Raw genomic sequence first — 13,908 nt, forward strand, 5'->3', positions numbered from 1 at the left:
CTTAAACCTCCTCGTCAACTGTGTCAGAATTGACATCCTCATAATCGCCATCAACTACGATAGGCATCTGCTGCATAGCCTTCATCGCTTTAGCCATTAATGTACTTGCGAATGAGGAAGGATCCGACACTTGTTTTTCTTCTTTCTTGGATTTCCGTGTTGCCATCAGATCCCCAAGAATCTGCCTCTTGCGAGCGAGTAGTTTCTCTTCGTACTCTGTCGCTTTATGAAGCTGCGGCGCTGTAACCGGATCTCCGTTACCGTCAACAGTAAACGCTACATCCTCTATAAAATGATCGGCAGAAGCAAGAACGCCTCCCGCACGTAGAAGCTTAACCTCTGTATCAACTAAGTCTTTGATCTGTGATTGGGCGAAGTAATCGTCACCTACCTGCAGAGCTTCGACGAAGCGATCGTATAGTGTAATAATTGCAGCTATCTCTACAGGACATCGCTGTCCCATTGGTCGCTGTCCTGGCGCGATAGAGCAAACGTCTTTCAAGGGACACTTAGTATCCTTGCAGATCATCGGTACGTTCGCGAGGAATCCGTGTTTCATGTTATACATCGATCGAGCTTTTCGGATCTCGTCAACATTCGCGGCGGTCTGTCCCCATACGGACGGTAACTCAATGGAGTCCACCTGTGTGACAACAGCGAGCGACGCTAGTTCTTCCGGTTCGTCTCCGAAGTCGACTAGCTCCAAGTCAAACGCTTCTTTCTTTTTTGGAGACTTTTTCTTCTTCTTTTTCTTCACCGGTTCGGACATAGAATCACCACCTTTTCATGGTATGACGACAAGCCCTACACGCTCGACGATGCTTCATTGGTCACTTCGAGGATAGGGCTTTGTCATCTTTATTATTACTTGAAACTACGAAGTTAGCAACATTCCTTCGGAATGTTTTTTCGATTTGTTTCCATCACGAAGATGCTTCTTTTCTCGTCGCTCATCCTCGATCGTATCCCGGCATGATCCGCAATACTTAAGTATCCGGTCTTTCCGATAGATCAAATCTTGTTGCCCACATCGTTTGCAGGTTTGTATCTTGTCTCTTCGATTCGCCAAATTGGTATGAGGTATTCCATATCTGAGTCGACAACGAGTAACCGTCGTACGATGACACCCCATCCGATCCGCAATCTCGTGATCGAATAATCCTTCGGATTGAGAGAGTGCTCGAACTTGGTCGACCTGTATCGGCAGCATAATATCACGTCCTCATACGCATATTCAGTTCTCAGGAAGAAGTGTATCATAAATGCCTCCGGCTGTCGCCGGAGAATCCATGATGTCATTGTCCCGCCGCAAGGATACAGCAGACAGACGCAACAAGTCGTCAAATCAACGTTAGTCGTCTCAAACTGTTTGCGACGCGACGAAAAATGGAGTAGAATAGACGCATAGAGAGTTCTCTTATCGGGTATAAATAAAAGAGACCCCAATGTTGGTAGCATTGAGATCTCTTTCCGACAAGAGCAGCAGGCAAGATATCACGGCGATCATATCAGAGAAAGACCACCGGACAAGGCGCTTACCTGTTACCGGTGGTTTTTTCTGTTTCCACGAAACTTCTTCCAGACCTCGCGTAAAGCAACTACGCCAACAGTAAGACTAACTAACTTCTCACCCAGGTCCAAAATCAGTGTCAGGAGACTAATAAGAGATGACACGGCGTCACCCCCTTTCGGGTTCAGGTTCGCCGTGTCATGCCCACCGATAACTTGTCCTCCTAATTATACCATCTGCCAAGCTATCTTTCTACACTCCGCCTAAACAACCATCTTCTTTACTTCTTCTTGCGTATTCTAGCAATTACACGATCGATATCTTTGTTTAATATCCTCTTCCACTGCGGATCATTTTCGAGCTCCGCGAAGGCTTCTTCGAGAAGAGAGTTAAGAAACTCTCCCTTTACTCGACCACCATGAGCGTTATCAAACAATTCCAGCTTCGCCAAATTGGGCAGGCTTGCCATAAAACTTGTCTTCTTGTGCGTCATTTCTTTCGTTACTTTATTCTGTACATAATTAAGCACATTACCGCTGACACGATGAGCTAGACCCATTCCGTCGTCGCCTGACTGATGGAGTCGATACTCCGAATCACCCTCATCTTCTTCAAGACGATTTTGATTCTCGGTTCTTACTCCTTCACTCGGAATATTATTCGTATTCTTAGAATCTATTCTTGGTGAAGATTCTTTATTCTTATTCTTTTTATTTACTCCGTTATTAGGAGTATTCTTTGTATTCCTAGAATCGGAATCATTTTTATATTCCTTATTTGTATTCCTAGTTTCAAGATTCTGAGTAGATTCGGATTTCTTATTATCAGAAGTGGAATCGTTATTAGGATCCTGATTACTATTATCGGAATCTATTCCTTCTTCATCTTCCTCAAGTATATTCCTATTTTGTATTCCATCTTTAGGAGTGATGTTATTATTCTCATTTTCAGAAGATGATTCCGGAATAGTAGGGGTATTCCCTGATTCTATTCCTGATTCCGGTTCTGTCTTTAAACGCACGTCATGCGCGTCATCTGGCGGTAGAGTGCCGATTCGGTCAATAATTTCACCCTTGTTTGGGTTCTCTATAGACGTAGTATTATTTGCGGAAATTTTCTTCCAGCGATCCAGCTTCGATGCCATTAGGATAACCTCCTCGTTTTAAAATCTCGTCTACGAGTGATATATACATCTGCTGTGCTTCGCGATCAGCTTTATAATTCCAATTGCTGATACCCTCGAAAGTGTATTCCAAGACACGAGCTTTACGACGAATAATTGTATCAAAAACAAGTTCGCCGTATTCCTCACGAGTCGTCTCCAGGATGTGCTGACTCATCAGATATCTAGAATCGATCATCGCCGTTAGTATACCGAGTAGGCGGGTGTCTGGATTAATCACATTAATCGTATGTTGAAGAGTCTCTAGATAACGCTCGAGAGATGACTTACAGAATGGCTCCGCCTGCAGGATTACAACTGCATAATCGGAGGCAGCCATACCATTAATCGTAAGTTCACCAAGGTTAGGAGGGAGGTCGACTAAGATGAAATCATACTCATCTTTAACCGTCTCCAATGTCTTCATCAGGATCTTGGAGGGAGCATACTTATCCGTATTTCCTTCACGTTGTAGCTGCGCTGCGTACTCGGTGTAGATCCAACTGTTGAGACCTGCCAGGAAGTCCTCGGCCGTTAGAATCGAAAGATTTTCGTTAATCTCATGAATGTACGGTCTGGCGTCCAATGCCTTGCATGCCTCGAATACTGTCTTCTTAGTAAAGTCGTACGGATCTCTCTGTGTCAGAAATTGCGTGAGGTTACCCTGAGAGTCGTAATCGACCGCCAAAACCTTAAAGCCAATTCTCGACAAAATTGTCGCCACCATTGCCGTGACTGTGGTCTTCCCACAACCACCTTTTTGAATACCAAAACTAATTGTTTTCCCCATAGATTGTCCATCCCCCTTCATGCCCTAACGTACTTGAAAACTCCTTATTCGTCAAGGGTTTTGGGGTGTTAAAATATTGAAGATAAATCATGAAGATGCTTATTCATTAGGAATACTAATCGTGAATAAGGTTTAAGAATATTACTCAAGAAGTCAGTACCAGAATAATGAATAGGAATCAGGAGTATATTCGGTATGTAGGTATATATTAGATCATTATATTTTAGGAATATAAAATAGGAATATAATTAAGGAAGATTGTTTGCGATGTGTATACCTATGTGTCAGTCGTGGTAGTAGACAAGAGTAACGCCGGACTGCGTTTAGTCCGGCGTGTTGGGTGGGTTGTGATTAATCTATTTAATATTTAACTATTTGAGACTTGCGCGAGACAGCAGTCCGCGATAATCCTCGTTTCGATCGAGGAGGCGAGCTGTTGCGCCTGGGATCTTATCCAGGCCATCAATCATCAAACCCTGTAGATCGAGGATGATGTTGTTACGCTGTTTCTCTAGACTCAAGACTTCTTCTTTCGTATGATCAATCTTCTCTGTAACACGCTCTAGGCTTTTACCTAGACGACCAATTTCCGATACGACAAGTCGCTCCATCTTGCTTATATCCTCGAGAGGGAATAGGGCGACCACCTGCGCAGCCTTTACAGCGGCCTCCTGATCCTCAGTTAATTTCTTCTGTTCATTTTCCATATTAATATTCTCCTCCAATTTTCGTACGCGATAGAAGCAGTCTTTGAAGCTCTTCGCTAACCGTAGCCACCTTAGATCCGGATATCTCTAGATCTTGCGGTACTGGCACTCGGTTTACGCCCTTAGCTTTGAACCTATACTCATCGTAGACGAATTGCTCATTTGTATCCGCATAGCGCCGACAATCAACAAGAACCGGCCCATCTATGCGCTCTATTGAACTATGACCGGACTCAGATCCATAGAATATACCCATCGGTATCTCGCTCGATCGTCTCATCAGATCCTTTATCCCGTCGTCGTGATCCATCACGTAACACCTGAACGAGCCTTTGATCTTATAATCGTCCGAGCCGTCAAATGATTCTATCCAGTTGATACTCGCTATAGAGCCTATAAACTTATCTCCGATTACAAGAGTCATGTCAGCAAACTCTAACGCTTTAATAATTTTTAGTTCCATCCTCATAACCCCTCTCAATTCTGACATGTTATTTATAAAAAGGGCTGTCGCGTAGACGACAGCGACAGCCATATTGATTCAATCAGGAGAAAAAACTATTACAAACGTATCGTAACATAACATTCTCGCAATTGACAATATATATAAAAGCAAAACGACCCGGGGGAGGGTCGTCTTACCAGGGGATTACTACATAGGACAATATACCAGAATAATTGTTTTTTGGACTTACCTGCATTATACACGGTAACCCTAGATGAATCAAGGCGTTACGGGCATTTCGGTACCATCATCTGCATGGCGCTATTACCATTTAATGTAAAATCGTATAGGGGGTAAAAATTATATATATTTCCGCGCAGTAGCACCATATATATATGTGATGGGGTATAGGGTAGTTTCATGCCCCACCCGGTCACACAATAAACTAATCCATGTGAGGAGACAACGACAATGAAGAAAGACAAAGACAAGGGTTATGGGTACGCACTAAAGAACAAGGCACATCTTGAATTCCTAGGATACTGCGACCAGAAAGGGTTTGTGTATTCAGAGTACTTAGGAGATGAATCATACCGTGTAATCTCATTGAACAATGGTGAGTTACTAGAGCTAATCCGTTTCACTGGCGATCGCAAAGACGGATACGACTACTAATACTAAAGGAGATGTCAATTATGAGAATGGCAATTGGAAGAGTAGTTAATGGACGTATGACAACCATGGTGGCTAACGATAAGGGGATCACTGGGTACTCCAGACCCCTAGTCAGTATAGCTACACCAATTCAACAGCAAGGATCTATCGCACCTGTACCATCATCAGTAGAACTACCTGATTTCATGAATCGTTATATGGAAAAGAAGGCAAAACCAATTAGCGCACCGAAAAAGAACAAGGGTACATTTTATGATTGTCTAAAAGAAGCAATGGGTAAACTATAAAAAAATAAATACCCATGCATATATAAGCACTACACCAGTTGAAGGTTAAATATACCAAGGAGGGTTTTACCACTATGAGAACAATGACAAATACAAATAAACGTTTAGCTAAGTGGAACTTAACACGTCGTCAAATGATGCAGGATATGGAGGATATAGCATTCGCTAAGAAGAATGAGTACCACAACTCTGGTGTGTCTGCATACAACGCTGAGGTACATGCTCTTCGTGGACAATTAGAGTACACTATGGATATCATCGCAGAACAAAGCAGTGCAATGATTGATATGATGAAAGATATAAATGAACTACGCAGCCTACTCATGAAGGGTGTGCGCACAGGTGACATCCACATCGAGCATACAACAACGACCACTACTACTACGACAGAGACAACTGAAACATTGACAATTACTACACCTACAGGCCGCAAGCCTAAATGGGATAAAGACAGTATCTTCCGTGAGTTCGATATGTATCGTAGAGAGTACGGATTATTCGGTCGTATTACCCCTGAGATTGTAAGAAACAATTGGTCAACCATTGCTATGGCTACACGCAAGTACACAGGCATGACACTGAAAGAACTACTGGATCTATACGCACATGAACGTGATATTTATTAATACACATGCATGAAGGTAGAGGGCGAGGACATCATCTGCAGATGGATGGTGTCCTTTCTTGTGCCTTTATATTGGCACTGCATAGTAGACACCTAATATGGATTACAGAGCTATGCGAAAGGAGATATAATCATGACTAAGAACAACGCAAAGAACACTAACAACGGTACAACAACAGAGGCATTGTTCACTAGAGAGCAAGTCCTATCCATGGTAGCAACCGCAACTAAGGAGGTTCTTGATGAAAACAACAAAAAATGGAATGCTAGACTTGACGCAATGGAGGCTAAGTACCGCGACTTGGTTAACTCCAAGACCACCAATGAGGAGATGAGTGAAGTGAAAGAAGAAACTACTGTGGTAACAGAAGAGCAAGCAAAGGAAGCACACGCAGATGAGATTAAGCAATTAGAAGAGAAAGACGGTTTCCTTAAGCGTCGTATGCAAGAGATCCTAGCTGAAATTAATACAGCTGCTGGCCAAGCAAAGATAGATCTGATGAATGAATTAAAAGAAGTAACAGAGACACGAAAAGTGACACAAAACAGCATCCGCAAGCTTACTGCTAATGGCATTCGCGTCGTAGCCAATGTACAGCACGTAGGTGTAGATGCAGCTGTTGATCTCGTGGCCAATGCAGTCAAAGGTGTTAATCACATGATCGTCAATGGTCTGAATTGGACTGCAGATAAGATCGACGTAAAGACTGCCGCTGCTCCTATAGAAGGAGGTCAGGATATTGTAGATCTGACTCCGGCACAAATCGCTCATCTGCGTAAGGTACTTCATTTAGCATAATCTAAATCTATTCTCAGACCCCATGTGCAAGTGGGGTCTATCTTCACCCATACCATATTAATAATAAACCAAATTAAAAGGAGACTATTATCATGACTAATCAAATCACTGTTAAATCCCTGAAAGAAGAAGCAAAGGTTCTTGGCATCAAAGGATATTCCAAAATGACGAAGGCTGCTCTACTCTTGGCTATCGAGCAAGCTAAAGGATCCGCTAAACCTCAACCTGCGAGCGACAGCGAGCAGGCATCCGATGTGTTCGACGCTATGAGTGGCGATCTTAATGACGATGATACGTCAGAAGAAACATCCGCATCGACACAGGAAACGCCGGCTGTAGACTTGGATGACGATGACCTATTCACCGAGGACACAATCGTCCAAGTAAACCATCCCCTCGTCAAGTATCTCAAATCTGACAATACCAGAGTTGAGTTCTTGGTACGTGGGAAACGTGTCATTATTGGCTGGTCCAAGAAGGACTACAACATGCATATCTTCAAGGAGTCCACAGGTACATCCTGTGTAACATCCTACATCACACAAATACAATTCTTCAAGAAACTGATCAATGGCCGCGATGGCGACATCGCACTGGTCGTAGCTGCGCTTAAGCGAATCAAAGCTAAGCCAGCGCTGATCAAAGTTCTTGAACGTAAATCTCATGTGGCTGAGCAGAATGTGAGTGCTCAGACATCAGAGGAAAATACTCGTCCGCACCGTGGTGCTGTCGACCCTATCATCTTATCCAAATTCGTATCGGCTTATTCAACGATGATGAACATCAGCGAAAAAGAAGTACGATCCAATTACGGGAAAGAGATACGCCAATTCTTCAACGGGCTTGATTCATCTATGACCGTTGATCAGGCGATCGACACTTACATGTACACAGTGCTTAGCAATGACTATATGTAATATCAGCACCCCTCGAATCGTAGAGGGTCTTAGGTTAGGACGAGGTTCCGCTCATTTACCCTACACCAAGCTTGCGATGGGGCAGCGACTCGGTTATCGATATCCCGCCTACCGGCGTATGGTAACCAGTCTATCCGCATCACCCAAGCCGACCGGGTCCCGGCGACAGCCGGGCATTTGCACTACGCAGATGACGATATCAGATTCTCATGAGAATACAATCGGGCCGCTCGGATATCAATCATTAACGATGATTGTGATAAGCATATCGATCGAGTAGACGACGATGATAATGCATCTTGGTGAGAGATGAGGATAATAATCCGAATTCTCAAGCAGAACCACACCGCGTCTTACAGGTTGTACCAGTTCTGGTACGATGTACAAGTTCGATAGAATATCGTCAAATATATGTCCCACAAGGGATTGGTGCCGTTGACACGGCACCTGGCGATATCTCTTCTGATGATTATTATCATCAATTCGATACGCTTACGCGTAGACGATGATTATCGGATGAAGATGCTGTTCTTTGTATTAAGACGATGTAGGTGTAATTTGTAACATTGGTATCATCACACTAATAAGAGAGGATGAAGAAGTATGTCTGTTGTCTATCACCTAAGAAGTAGGGAGGTAAAGGAAATGATCGATGTCTTAGTTAAGTATTCTCCCTATCCATTGTACTGGTATGAAACACGTAGCGATAAGCAGATCAGTGCTATGTATCGTAATCACTTAGAGCGCCGCCGAGAGCAACGATCTGCAGATAAGAAGGCGGCGCACGATTATGCGATCAAGAGAGCCGAAGAGATGGAGGCATCAAGAGTAAAGGAGATGCTTGCTCCTCACCTAGCCCGTATCGAGCAGATACAAACAGATGGTCCGCCCGCGATTGAAACGCGTCGTCGTATCATCGGCGAATATCACATCACCGTCATCAATCGCAGATCAATACGATTCCAGTTCATCCACATGAATGGTCGTGTAGATAATGCTATCGTATCAAGACTCAGTCTTACAGGATTCACACTAGAATCATCTAGCGATAGTCTGCCACCACGTCATCTGTGTTTAGCCTGGGAGTCAGGTAAGAAACTTGTCATGACTGTAGATCAGTTGGTCGCCAAGATTCTAGGATCTGCAACAAACAATCCGCGTGAACTTGTGCAAGAGTTGTACCGGATTACGAACACGAAGCGACAGTCCAAGAGCGCAGTTTAATATCAACCTATACCAATACCCATACCAAAGGAGATAATCAATCATGGCTAAGAAAAGAAATCAGTATAAACTAGGAATCATCCGTGCAGAGGAAATGCAATTCGTACGCGTCAAAGGTGAGAAGAACGATCGCCTAGTATTCGATACTAAACACTTCGATGTGAAGTTCATGCGTTCCAAAGAAGTCATGACGAGTGAGAACCGTTTGTTCCGTACGTTCTCTCATGACACAGAAACCAAAAGTATCGTAGCGAAGGACGAGAATACGAATCAACCTATCGTAGATGAAAATGGTGAGCTCCTACAAGTTGAAGTGACAGTGAATCTGGCACGCGAGTTTGTCGTTGTCGACATGAGTAAATGTAAGGAGCTCAGCATCATCGTTCATCTGCTTAAGAAGGGTTTTACGATTCTTCGCTACGATGCAGATGGTAACCAATATGAAGAAGCAATGCGTATCGCACTACGTTCTCCATCACAGGTACGTCAAGGTAAAGCTATCTACACAACACTTAATGTTGCAGAGATCCGCCGCGATGTAACGTTCAATATGGAGATTGCGACAGATGAAGTTATTGCAAAGATCCGCGCTCATGAAGGATTGGGATTATCGTCGACGATTGAGATCACTGATGAGAAATATACATTCGACGTAATGCCTGACTATGAGATTGAGCGCACACATGACGTTGAAATCTACGACCAGAAGTCGATGTCCATTCAATCGCTTCCTGGTATGACAAAATCATATAACCCACTTGATGGTCAAGGGACAATCCTTCCTTCCGCAGCCATCCGTACAGCACAAAAGCTTCACTTGATCTCTAGGAAGGATCGTAAATTCATGCTTCAAACATTGGAGCAATATCGTATCGTTAAGCTTGCATATGAAGCATCCGAAGAGTTCGCAGAACTGTGGAAGAAGATCCCGTCTGCATTCCAGGTACGTATGGGTCTGAACAAAGGACTTCTTATCGTACATGAGCATCAATATGAAACAACAGACTGCAACGGTAGCGATCACCGTTCATCTGCAGACAAGAAGATCATGCGCTTCTGGAAAGGCATGGGTAAGGATTTCTATACCGTTGTTGATGGTGAGGAGATTCACTACTACAATTTCCAATCCGATATCATGTTCACAGATTCCATGTGGAAGCGTAACTTCGATCCGAAGCGTATCGATGAAGTTAACCTTGAGATCGTATTGTATCAGAAGCCACGCAAAACGAATCGTACATTCATGGGTTATCAATATTGGCAAGCGCTCAAAGGTGTGAACGTGAAGAACTTCGCCGCTCGTGAGATCAAGAAGCTTCATGACAGTATCTTCACTGATGCTGGAGAGGCACTTGCATTCCTGAACATGATTGATTCCGGTGATGAGTCTAAGGATGATTACGAGGATCGTATGCAGCGTGCAGGCACGAAGGTTCAAAAGATCATCGAGGTTCTTCATGAGAATCCAGATATGATCGAAGAGCGTTGGGTGCAGAAGTCCATTCGTCAATTGAAAGAACAGTTCATTGATCGTATGAAAGGTGGTCGTATTCCAGTAGATGGTTGCAATCCTTATATCGCTACCGCTGTCGAGTGCATGTTTGGACGTAAGTCCGTCCTGCAGGCTGGTCAGCATTATTTCAACAACACTATCGGTCGCTATGCCGGCTTCCGCTCTCCGCTGATTCATGAGAGTGAGGCTGTTGTGATTAATACGGTTGAAGTTCCATCTTATGAATATTTCTACAACGATCTACTCATCATGAATCCATATGACGATACACTTCCACGTATGGGTGGTGCTGACACAGATGGTGACCGTATCGCTATGGTAGATAACGAGGAGATCGTTAACGCCGTACAGACAGACCTGCCAATGCTGTATGATGAAGGATTCAGTGCAAAGGCACGTCCAGTGAACCGTCAGGAGCTATACGAGTATGATTTGAATACAATCACTAACGATGCACCTACAATTGGACAAATCACAAACATGGCGTCCACTTGGAAGGATCTTCTGCAAAACGAAGATAAGATGAAACAGCTTGGATTCAGTGTTGAGCAAATCGAAACGATCGTGAAGATTCTTCGTTTCATGCAAGGGTGGGCTATCGACTTCGCTAAGACGGGTTGGTTCCCTAAAGTTCCGAAGTATGTGAACACAAACAAATCCCCTGACTGGTTGCCATGGAGCATGGGCGCAGTTAATGCTGGAATCAAAGGTGCAGAGGTATTCGAATCCAAGTCGCAACTGGGTATGCTTAGCCGTGCTGTGAAGTCTTACCTCAAGTCATACAAAGAGATGGAGACTAAAGAAGATAAGAAGCGTAGCTATCGCGATTTCTTCTTTGAGATCACAGACCATGCCGATAAGGTTGAAGAGAACCGCATCCGTCCTATCGTAAAAGCATTGTTCACGTCCTACAACAAGGAACTTCAAAGCTTGCGTGATATGAAACTTGAAGAAGATGAGTTGAAAGAGTTCATGTCTCACATCTTCGATAAATATCAGAGAGCAATCCTCTCCATCGATGCAGACATCTCTTCAATCGCGTCCGCAGCCTACAAAGTAGCTTACTCAAAAGGCAAGAACAAGGCAGTCAGTTTCCCATGGGTTGTTGCATACGAAGGTATGTTGATTAATATCGCGGCAACAACAGAGACTCGCCTTAAGCTACGTAAAGCTGACTATGAAGGACATATCGATGATATCCCTAGCGAGTTGTCTTTCTACCGTCGTGAGTCAAAGACAGCTGAATATATCGTTACAGCAAACGTAAAGAACGGCACATACAAAACGTATCGTAAGAATGGTCAACTCTACATCGCGATGGCACATGCCGGTCTTAAGAAATCGAAGAAGGATCGCACCGTGCGTCCTGATGATCTGCATATACCGTTTACGATTCTTGGTTTCAAACAAAATGGTCAGTCTGCTGAATCTATTATCGATATCCTAAAAGAGAATGACGGAATTGTGACAGCTAAGCGTGTAAGAGACAATGGTCCAGATGGTGAGCTGCGTATTGGTATTTTCGCAGAGGTTGACGGCGAACTTACTCGTATCTGCTCTACTGATAAGGATGCTAAAGATATCATCGGATCCTACCTACCATGTACGTTCCAGGTAGGTAACATCGATGATCTCAAGCCTACCTTCACAGCGAAGAAGGATGAGTCTATCAAAGAAACAAAAGCATATCACTTAGATGCTACTTATATCGATGCTGTTGAAACTGATATTGAAGAAGAAAATTTACAAACAGATGTTCCCCATTATGATGATTACATGTATAATATGGATGGTGGTTCCTATGGATATTTCTACGCCGACCCAAATACGGATAATTATGTCGAAATTGACACCGACGATTTAATTGACGAAATGCCATCTGATCGCATAGAATCAATCATGGAAGAATTAAGCATTGTTCATGCGTCTGCTGAATATGCGGATGACCTGAAAGTCATTCTCACAAATGAGAATGGTAAATCGCTAACTATACCAATGATGATTCTTCATGGTGATATTGTTGTCGATTACTCGTCCATGACTCCGACTAGAGCAACGCGCATTAAAGGTTCTGAATACGAAAACCTAGCGATTCTTGTTCTGGAAAAGGATCTTCCTTCTAAATTGTACGAGAAATTAGCCTAGTAACAGGAGAATCATTCTCCCTACCCATATTTTAAACCAGAGAGGAATATGCTGTATGAAAGAATTGGAATTGGCCCAAGCTGGAGACTTTGTCGAGGCATTCGTTGTTCACGAAAATGAAGATGTTTTCTTTAAAGGTTACCTAATGGATGTTGAACCGGGGGTAATCACAGACATGTCTCAACCGTTGCGATTCTTAGGTAAGATTTTGGTCACTGAATCGCCAATACCGCTAGGACCATTCCAGTACGTTTCGTACGATGGAGATAGCATTACAGTCTTGAAGAAACGAGCAGGACGCTGACGCGTCCTGTTTTGCTTTTATACGATATTAGGGGGAGTTTCGTGTGAAATTTGAAATTAAATATGCTAATAGCATCACTGGTGAGTCACTTCAAGTAATTGAAAATGTAATAATTGGTGGCGACTTGAAGCCATGTGCTGTATGTGAGGAAGACACTGCTTTTGTTGATATATCAGTAGAGCGACGTATCTGTTCGGAAGAATGTAGCGAAACATACTACAATAAAATATTTCCGGCAGACCATGCACAATGCTAAGGGGGTGTTAATTATGGTATCTCGTTGCGCCATATGTCGTTGTGTCATTAGTGACATTTTCTCTTTATGTGATGATAACCGTTGCGAAGCTGAATGGGATGAAGCTACGGATTCTTATAATTTACCAGATGGTCGTGTATTTACCTTTTCACCAGCTACCGGATTCTATGAAGAGAAGAAATTCAATTTTTAATGTCAAAGGAGACAATTTACAGCATGAATGCAAGTTTTGAAATAGCATTAATGATCCGCGAGGGTCAGCCTATCCCTGACGAAATCAATGTGCGTATCGGGGATTCAGATGTCAAAGGAAAAGTCGTAACCAGTACGCGCATCGACGAGATTTGGGTAGATATGAAGGTTGAGTTCTCGTCTAATTTGATTGAGCTCCAGACAGCTCCACAATCATTCAGCTTCTCTGGTCTTCCTAGTTATCCACGCACTGGTTTTGGATCATATGAACAGTTTGGTTAAAGAGATCGTTAATATCGGGGCGCTGACGCGCCCTATTTTGTTATCCGTACTATCATTATGATCTAATAGGGGGAG

At 43.3% G+C, this 13,908-nt stretch carries 20 protein-coding genes; 13 read left to right on the forward strand and 7 right to left on the reverse strand.

The window, feature by feature from the left end:
- Position 1 precedes the first annotated feature (1 nt).
- The 7 genes from ACK8P5_RS25830 to ACK8P5_RS25860 all read right to left on the reverse strand — a co-directional run bounded on the left by ACK8P5_RS25830 (position 2) and on the right by ACK8P5_RS25860 (position 4,632).
- A complete protein-coding gene (locus ACK8P5_RS25830; protein ID WP_422661778.1) occupies positions 2 to 769 on the reverse strand; it encodes a hypothetical protein in 768 nt (255 codons plus the stop codon).
- 105 nt (positions 770 to 874) lie between these two features.
- Positions 875 to 1,210, reverse strand: a complete 336-nt coding sequence (locus ACK8P5_RS25835; protein ID WP_422661779.1) for a hypothetical protein — start codon at positions 1,208 to 1,210, stop codon at positions 875 to 877.
- Between the two features lie 332 nt (positions 1,211 to 1,542).
- Positions 1,543 to 1,674: a hypothetical protein gene (locus tag ACK8P5_RS25840; RefSeq protein WP_422661780.1), complete on the reverse strand. Its 132-nt coding sequence runs from the start codon at positions 1,672 to 1,674 to the stop codon at positions 1,543 to 1,545.
- Between the two features lie 116 nt (positions 1,675 to 1,790).
- Positions 1,791 to 2,654, reverse strand: coding sequence for a hypothetical protein (locus tag ACK8P5_RS25845; RefSeq protein WP_422661781.1), 864 nt, complete (start codon positions 2,652 to 2,654; stop codon positions 1,791 to 1,793).
- On the reverse strand, positions 2,611 to 3,462 hold the full coding sequence (locus ACK8P5_RS25850) for a ParA family protein (protein ID WP_422661782.1): 852 nt from the start codon (positions 3,460 to 3,462) through the stop codon (positions 2,611 to 2,613). Before ACK8P5_RS25850 ends, ACK8P5_RS25845 begins: the two co-directional genes overlap by 44 nt.
- 371 nt (positions 3,463 to 3,833) lie before the next feature.
- A complete protein-coding gene (locus ACK8P5_RS25855; protein ID WP_422661783.1) occupies positions 3,834 to 4,169 on the reverse strand; it encodes a hypothetical protein in 336 nt (111 codons plus the stop codon).
- Position 4,170: 1 nt separating this feature from the next.
- Positions 4,171 to 4,632, reverse strand: a complete 462-nt coding sequence (locus tag ACK8P5_RS25860; RefSeq protein ID WP_422661784.1) for a hypothetical protein — start codon at positions 4,630 to 4,632, stop codon at positions 4,171 to 4,173.
- Between the two features lie 453 nt (positions 4,633 to 5,085).
- On the opposite strand from ACK8P5_RS25860, the gene ACK8P5_RS25865 reads away from it, so the two are divergent.
- From ACK8P5_RS25865 to ACK8P5_RS25925, 13 genes are all read left to right on the forward strand, one after another.
- On the forward strand, positions 5,086 to 5,289 hold the full coding sequence (locus ACK8P5_RS25865) for a hypothetical protein (RefSeq protein ID WP_422661785.1): 204 nt from the start codon (positions 5,086 to 5,088) through the stop codon (positions 5,287 to 5,289).
- A gap of 20 nt (positions 5,290 to 5,309) precedes the next feature.
- Entirely contained in the window at positions 5,310 to 5,576 is a 267-nt protein-coding gene (locus ACK8P5_RS25870) for a hypothetical protein (RefSeq protein ID WP_422661786.1), read from the forward strand.
- A gap of 74 nt (positions 5,577 to 5,650) precedes the next feature.
- A complete protein-coding gene (locus tag ACK8P5_RS25875; RefSeq protein WP_422661787.1) occupies positions 5,651 to 6,202 on the forward strand; it encodes a hypothetical protein in 552 nt (183 codons plus the stop codon).
- Between the two features lie 132 nt (positions 6,203 to 6,334).
- A complete protein-coding gene (locus ACK8P5_RS25880) occupies positions 6,335 to 7,000 on the forward strand; it encodes a hypothetical protein (protein ID WP_422661788.1) in 666 nt (221 codons plus the stop codon).
- A gap of 92 nt (positions 7,001 to 7,092) precedes the next feature.
- The gene (locus ACK8P5_RS25885; protein ID WP_422661789.1) at positions 7,093 to 7,917 is read left to right on the forward strand and encodes a Rho termination factor N-terminal domain-containing protein; all 825 of its coding nucleotides are present in this window, start codon (positions 7,093 to 7,095) and stop codon (positions 7,915 to 7,917) included.
- Positions 7,918 to 7,993: 76 nt separating this feature from the next.
- Entirely contained in the window at positions 7,994 to 8,197 is a 204-nt protein-coding gene (locus ACK8P5_RS25890; protein ID WP_422661790.1) for a hypothetical protein, read from the forward strand.
- Positions 8,198 to 8,219: 22 nt separating this feature from the next.
- Positions 8,220 to 8,426: a hypothetical protein gene (locus ACK8P5_RS25895; RefSeq protein ID WP_422661791.1), complete on the forward strand. Its 207-nt coding sequence runs from the start codon at positions 8,220 to 8,222 to the stop codon at positions 8,424 to 8,426.
- A 136-nt stretch (positions 8,427 to 8,562) separates the two neighbouring features.
- Entirely contained in the window at positions 8,563 to 9,141 is a 579-nt protein-coding gene (locus tag ACK8P5_RS25900) for a hypothetical protein (protein WP_422661792.1), read from the forward strand.
- A 43-nt stretch (positions 9,142 to 9,184) separates the two neighbouring features.
- Positions 9,185 to 12,799, forward strand: a complete 3,615-nt coding sequence (locus ACK8P5_RS25905) for an RNA dependent RNA polymerase (protein ID WP_422661793.1) — start codon at positions 9,185 to 9,187, stop codon at positions 12,797 to 12,799.
- A 55-nt stretch (positions 12,800 to 12,854) separates the two neighbouring features.
- On the forward strand, positions 12,855 to 13,103 hold the full coding sequence (locus tag ACK8P5_RS25910) for a hypothetical protein (protein WP_422661794.1): 249 nt from the start codon (positions 12,855 to 12,857) through the stop codon (positions 13,101 to 13,103).
- Between the two features lie 43 nt (positions 13,104 to 13,146).
- Positions 13,147 to 13,359: a hypothetical protein gene (locus ACK8P5_RS25915; protein ID WP_422661795.1), complete on the forward strand. Its 213-nt coding sequence runs from the start codon at positions 13,147 to 13,149 to the stop codon at positions 13,357 to 13,359.
- Between the two features lie 13 nt (positions 13,360 to 13,372).
- The gene (locus ACK8P5_RS25920) at positions 13,373 to 13,552 is read left to right on the forward strand and encodes a hypothetical protein (RefSeq protein WP_422661796.1); all 180 of its coding nucleotides are present in this window, start codon (positions 13,373 to 13,375) and stop codon (positions 13,550 to 13,552) included.
- Between the two features lie 23 nt (positions 13,553 to 13,575).
- Positions 13,576 to 13,833 carry a hypothetical protein gene (locus ACK8P5_RS25925; RefSeq protein ID WP_422661797.1) on the forward strand — a complete coding sequence of 86 codons (258 nt, stop codon included), beginning with the start codon at positions 13,576 to 13,578 and terminating at the stop codon, positions 13,831 to 13,833.
- Positions 13,834 to 13,908: the final 75 nt, after the last annotated feature.

The sequence above is a fragment of the Paenibacillus sp. EC2-1 genome (assembly GCF_049311625.1).
Lineage (GTDB): Bacteria > Bacillota > Bacilli > Paenibacillales > Paenibacillaceae > Paenibacillus_AQ.